Raw genomic sequence first — 5,042 nt, forward strand, 5'->3', positions numbered from 1 at the left:
TTCCGGTTCTGTTGCGCGTCTCGGCAGCAGTTGGCCTTGGTCTTGGGCTTCGCGCCGCCACTTGTAGAGGGTTGCTGTCGAGATGCCTTCTTCCTCTGCCAGCTCGGGCACTGAGAGGTTCTGGGGAGGTCGCATCTTGGCCAGAACTGCTTCCTTGCGTTGGGGCGAATACCTCATCTGTCACCTCACTAGCCCCCAAGGTCGTATTACTCTCCTACAGCAGTCATAGACCACATGTGAACGGAGCTAGCTTGTTGGGCAAAACTCTGGAACTCTCTCGAACTGATGATTTAAGCTCTCAGAGACAAGCCCACTTATCTGTTCACGATCACGTGTTTTTGCTATATGTGAAAGTTGACTACTTTAGGCGCAATAGGCAGAGATTCCCAGAGATCTATTCAGGTCTCTCCATAATAATGCGCTTGACCCGATCCGAAGGCCCGCGCTGCCAGCGATTTAACGGCGACGTACATCACCGGGGCAACCAGCAAGGTCAAAAACGTTGCCACCAGCATGCCGCCAAACACGGCCGTCCCGAGCGATTGCCGGCTGGCCGATCCGGCCCCAGAGGCCACCACCAGCGGCAGGATGCTGCCCAGGGTGGAGATAGCGGTCATGATGATGGGCCGCATGCGCTGCTGCGCCGCCTCCAGGGCTGCTTGTGCGATGGTGCGCCCCTGCGCGCGCAGTTGGTTGGCAAACTCCACAATCAAAATCGCGTTTTTGCTGGCCAAGCCAATTAGCATCACCAACCCAATTTGCCCGTAAACATCGTTGGGGATGCCGCGCAGCCACAGCGCCAGCAGTGCAAATGAGCGGCGCTTGGCCGGCCGATTGGATCTGCTCGCGCGAGAGCCCGGACCACTCGTATCCCAGCCCGGGCGGTAATGTTTCGGCAGCGAGCTGCTCCATCGCCGCAATCGCCTCGCCCGAGCTGGCCCCCAGGGCGGGACCACCGCTGAGCTCAATGGTGCGAAAGGTGTTGTAGTGGTTGATGGTTTGTGCCCCGCTCGTTGAGCGCGTGTTGATAAGGCTGTCGAGCGAGACCATCCGTCCGCTTCGGGAGCGCACGTAGAACGCGCTCAGATCCTTGGGCTCGTCGCGGAACTGGGCCTCAGCCTGCAGGTATACCCGATAGTTCTGCCGCGCCAAGGTAAAGTCATTGACGTAGCGCGACCCCACGTAGGTCTGCAGCGTGCTGTAGATGTCGCTAATGGGAATGCCCAGCGCATTGGCACGGCTGCGATTGACCTCAACCTGGAACTGGGGAGCGCTGGCAGCGTAAGTGCTAAACACTTGCTGTAACTTGGGATGCTGGTTGGCCGCCTTGAGCAAGGCGTTTTTGTTGCGCACCAGAGCATCCAGGCTGAGGTTGCCGCGGCGGTCCTGGAGCTGGAAGGTAAATCCGCCAAAGTTGCCCAACCCTTGAATGGCGGGTGGATTGACCGGGACAATATTCGCCCCGGCAATTTGGGCTAGCTGGCCGCGCAAGCGGCCGATAATGGCTCCAACAGACTGGGACGGTTGAGAGCGCTCCGACCAAGGCGCCAGCGTGGTAAACACCACACCGCTGTTGACAGTGCTGCCACCGCCCAGGTTGAACCCGCCCACAGCAACCGTGGCGCGCACCTCCGGGACCGATAAATAGCGCTCTTCCAGCTGGCGCATCACCTGGCGCGTGTCGTCGAGCGTCGAGCCCTGTGGCCCCTGAACGATTGTGATGAAATAGCCCTGGTCTTCCTGGGGCAAAAACGCGCTCGGGACGCTCAGATACACCCATCCGGTGACCCCCAACAAGGCAACAAACACGCTAATGACGAGCGTTTTGGCACGCATCAATCGGTTGAGCAGCTGCCGGTAGCGGGCCTGGAGGGCATCGAGCCCCCGGTTGAAAGCATCTAAGACGCGTCCCAGCCAGCCTTGGGCTGCTGCGTGGGGGCGCAACAGCAGCGCCGACAGGGCCGGCGTCAGCGTCAGGGCATTGAAGGTCGATAAGGCGATGGCGAAGGCAACGGTCAGGGCAAACTGCCGGTAGAGAGCGCCCGTCGTGCCCGGAAAAAGGCCACGGGCACAAACACAGCCATTAGCACCAGCGAGGTGGCAACGACCGCCCTCGAGAGCTCGCGCATGGCCGCGATCGCCGCCGGGCGCGCCCGCAGCCCCTGTTGCTGTACTTTGCGGCTGACGTTCTCGACCACAATGATGGCGTCATCGACCACCAGGCCAATGGCCAAGGTCAAGCCAAACAGGGTCAGGCTGTTGATAGAAAAGTTGAACGCCTGGATGAAGGCGAACGTGCCGATCAGCGCAACCGGGATGGTGATGGCCGGGATGAGGGTATTGCGCCAATCTTGCAAAAAGACAAAGATGACCAAAACCACTAGCGCCAGCGCCTGCACCAGCGTTCCCACCACGCCGAGCAGCGACTGCTGGATGAAATCGGTGGTATCGAAGCCCACTTCGTAGCGCATTCCGGCCGGGAAGGCTTGCGACAGCGCCTGCATTCGGGCCTTGACGGCTCGCCCCACCTCAAGCGCATTGCTATCGGGCACTGGGAGAATGCCCAAGCCCACGGCCTCATTGCCGCGAAACCGGAAAAAGGAGTTGTAGGTTTGAGATCCCAATTCCGCGCGGCCCACATCTTTGAGCTGAACCCGCGTGCCGCCATCAGTCGTTTTGAGGGTAAGGTTCTCAAAGGCACTGGCATCCTCGAGCCGGCCGCTAGCCCGCACGCTGAGCTGGTAGGGTTGCTCGGCTGAGGTGGGCGGTTGCCCGATTTGCCCGGCCCCCACTTGCAAGTTTTGCTGTTGCAGGGCCTCGGCCACGTCCTGGGCCGTTAGGTTTCGGCTGGCCAGCTGCTGCGGATCGAGCCACAACCGCATGGCATAGGTGCGGTTGCCAAAAATTTGGACGCTTCCCACCTCATCGATTTGCTGCAGCGCATCGATTAGGTACCGATCAGCATAGTTGCTCAAAAATAGGGTGTCGTACCGGCCGTCCTGGCTATGGAGCCCGAGTCCTAATAGGGGACTACCCGAGGACTTGCTGACCGTAACGCCCGTTTGCCGCACCGATTCCGGCAGTCGCGGCTCGGCGGTGGCAACGCGATTTTGCACGTCCACCGTGGCCAGATCCTGATCGTGGCCGGGCTCGAAGGTGGCCGTAATGGCGCTGACCCCATTGTTGGTGCTGCTTGAGCTCAAATACTGCAGACCTTCAGCGCCGTTGATTTCCTCCTCCAGCGGCGCGGTCACGGTTTCTTCAACGGTTTGGGCGTCTGCGCCAGTAAAGGTTGCCTCGACGCTGACTTGGCGCGGGCTGATGTCGGGATACTGCGCAATGGGCAGTGTGGGAGTGGTGACTGCCCCGGCGAGCAACAGAATGAGCGAGCAAACGCTGGTAAAAACAGGCCGCCGGATGAAAAATTCGATCGGCATGGGGGCTAGGGCGATTGCGGCGTGATGGGGGCACCATCCGAGAGCTGCGTCACCCCCGAAGTAACGATGGTTGCGCCGGAGCTAAGGCCCTCTCGAACGCGATAGCCGCCTGCTTGCAATCCCCCCAGCGTCACCGGAGTTTGGCGGGCGATGGTTTGCCCGCCCTGCCGCTCGACCGTATAGATAAACGCCTTGCCGGCCAGGCGCGAAATGGCAGTTGTCGGAACAATGAGTCCGGACTGCCGCCCCCATATCACCGTAGCCTGCACGCGCTGCTGGTCTCGCAGTTGCTCGCCTGGATTGGTGAAGCGTGCCTGAGCCAAAATGGTTTGGGTTTCGGGATCGACCTGGGCGGCGACAAAGCGAATGCGTCCCGTTGCCAGCGGCGATGCCGATGGTGGGGCGCCCTGGGGCCGCAGCTCGACGCGCAGGCCGGTCCGCAAGCGATCGGCCTGCTGGGCCGGGATGTCGAGCTCGATCGCCAGCCTTCGATTCTGCGTCAGCACGGTGAGGTGATCGCCGGTGCTGACGTAATCGCCGGTTTTAACGGCCAGATCGCCCACAACACCGTCAATGGGGGCCGTAACCTGGGTATCTTGCAGGTCTTCGCGTGCCGATTGGGCCTGGGCGTGGGCTTGCTCGAGCTCGGCGCGGGCTTGCGCCAGGCGTTTTTGGGCCGAGTTGATGCGCTCTCGGGCCGCTTCGAGGTTGGCTCGGGCGGCCTGGTGATCGCGCTCGGCCCGATCCAGCGACTGCTCGGGCAGCGCCCCTTCCGAGGCCAGAAAGCGATTGCGCTCGAACTCGCTCTGGGCCAGCTCGAGGTCGGCGGCCGTGCTTTTGCGCTCGGCGCGAGCTTGCTGCAACTGGGCCCGGGCCTGGTTGCGGGCGGCACGGGCCGCATTGACGCGCGCCAGGGCACTGTTGAGCTCGGCTTGGCTTTTTTCAGGGCTAAGCTCGAGAATGGGCGTTCCTGCAGAGACGCGCTCGCCTTCCGAGACCAAGATCTGGGTGACCCGGCCCGAGGTTTCGGGCCTGAGAGTTGTTGCCTGTTGGGCTTCTAGGCGCGCGACGAATTGGCTGCTCTCGGTCACCGTACGGCTGCGCAGGGTTTGAACGGTTACCGGCGGGGCCTGCGCTTGCTGCTGGGCAGGGCCGCTCGGCCTCAAGATCCGCCAGAGGGCAAAGCCCCCACCGCCGGCCAGCAGCGCGATGGGCATCCACCGCCGCCAGCGCGCGCGTGGCGGCGGTGAGGCAGGGGCGTTCTCAGTGACAGAAGTGTGACGCGAAGGCGATGCCATGAGCGCGATCGAACGATGAAAGCCGGCCGGATTTGGTTGCGACCGAGGGTTAAGACAGATACAGTTTCGCCCTGGCCGGTCACGAACTCGACTTCGTACGGCACGAGTTTGTAGGCGGGCAGCTCGGGGTTGGCTTGCGCTTGCTCGGCGGCAGTGGGCCACTGCAGCAGCCACGGCTCCAGGATCCCCAGGCTGTCGCGCTGCCACTGCGCCCGCTGGTGCTGTTGCTGCTGCTGCAGGCGCTGGCACTCTTGCCGCAAGCTTGAGAGCCCCACCCGCTGCATCCACTGCCGCAGCAAGCGGGCGC

The 5,042-nt window shown here is 62.4% G+C and carries 2 protein-coding genes and 1 pseudogene; all 3 read right to left on the bottom strand.

Annotation, left to right across the window (positions count from 1 at the left end):
- A partial coding sequence (locus BRC58_07585; protein ID PSP17011.1) for an IS3 family transposase occupies positions 1–177 on the bottom strand: 177 nt, incomplete at its 3' end.
- Positions 178–398: 221 nt separating this feature from the next.
- Positions 399–3,437: pseudogene (locus tag BRC58_07590) on the bottom strand (hydrophobe/amphiphile efflux-1 family RND transporter).
- Between the two features lie 5 nt (positions 3,438–3,442).
- Positions 3,443–4,735, bottom strand: a complete 1,293-nt coding sequence (locus tag BRC58_07595; GenBank protein ID PSP17010.1) for an efflux RND transporter periplasmic adaptor subunit — start codon at positions 4,733–4,735, stop codon at positions 3,443–3,445.
- Positions 4,736–5,042: the final 307 nt, after the last annotated feature.

Source organism: Cyanobacteria bacterium QS_8_64_29 (genome assembly GCA_003022125.1).
Taxonomy (GTDB): Bacteria; Cyanobacteriota; Cyanobacteriia; order Cyanobacteriales; family Rubidibacteraceae; genus QS-8-64-29.